Source organism: Streptomyces glaucescens (assembly GCF_002154375.1).
In the GTDB taxonomy this organism is placed as follows: domain Bacteria; phylum Actinomycetota; class Actinomycetes; order Streptomycetales; family Streptomycetaceae; genus Streptomyces; species Streptomyces glaucescens.
This window is the reverse complement of sequence record NZ_MUND01000248.1, coordinates 1-869: the sequence shown is the minus strand read 5'-3', so window position 1 is coordinate 869 and position 869 is coordinate 1. Positions and strand designations below refer to the sequence as shown.

General features: G+C 68.2%; 1 protein-coding gene. It reads right to left on the bottom strand.

The annotated features are described in order from the left end of the window. Window positions 1-73: 73 nt before the first annotated feature. A protein-coding gene (locus CCN42_RS17370; RefSeq protein ID WP_211294731.1) for an IS5 family transposase occupies window positions 74-858 on the bottom strand; the annotation gives its coding sequence in 2 pieces (ribosomal slippage) (window positions 74-525 and window positions 525-858; 786 coding nt in all). Window positions 859-869: the final 11 nt, after the last annotated feature.

Below are 869 nucleotides of genomic sequence, written 5' to 3'. Positions count from 1 at the left end.
GGCCCTCAACACCCCAGCCATACAACGGAGATGCCCAGTTCACGGCCTTCTGCAATACCCTTTAGACGTCATTTCACTTGGCCAGTCGGCGGTGGCATATGAGGGTCGCGGCGATGGCTGTGAAGGCAAGGAAGTGTTCCGGCTTGCGCTCGTAGCGGCGGTGCAGGCGGCGGCAGCCGGACAGCCAGGACACGGTCCGCTCCACCACCCAGCGGTGTCGGCCCAGCCGCCGGGACGACTCGATGCCCTTGCGGGCAAGGCGGTGCCGGATGCCGCAGGAAGCGAGCCATCGCCGCAGGTGGCGGTAGTCGTAGCCCTTGTCACCGTGCAGCTTGGCGGGCCGCCGGCGTCGAGGGCCGCGACGTGAGCGGATGGGTGGGATGCCGCGGACCAGCGGGATGAGGGCCTGGCTGTCGTGCAGGTTGGCGGCGGAGATGCCGATCGACAGGGGCAGGCCCTGGCGGTCGACGATGAGGTGGATTTTCGATCCCTTCTTGCCGCGATCGGTCGGATTCGGTCCCGTCAGCTGCCCCCTTTGAGGGCCCGGACGCTGACCGAGTCGATCGCGCACCGCGACCAGTCCAGCTCACCTCGGGCACCGAGTTCATCCAGGACCAGGCGGTGAAGCTTGGCCCACACCCTGGCCTCGGTCCACTCGGTGAACCGGCGGAAGGCCGTCACGCCCGACAGCCCGAAGCCTGGTGGCAGTTGATTCCAGGTGCAGCCTGAGGTGGCCACGAAGATGATGGCGGCCAGCACCTCACGGTCCCCTCGCCGCCGGTGCCCTCCACCCTGAGGGCGGACCGGCGCCGGCGGTACCACCCGCTGGAACAACGTCCACAGTTCTTCCGGCGCCATCCGCTCGACAA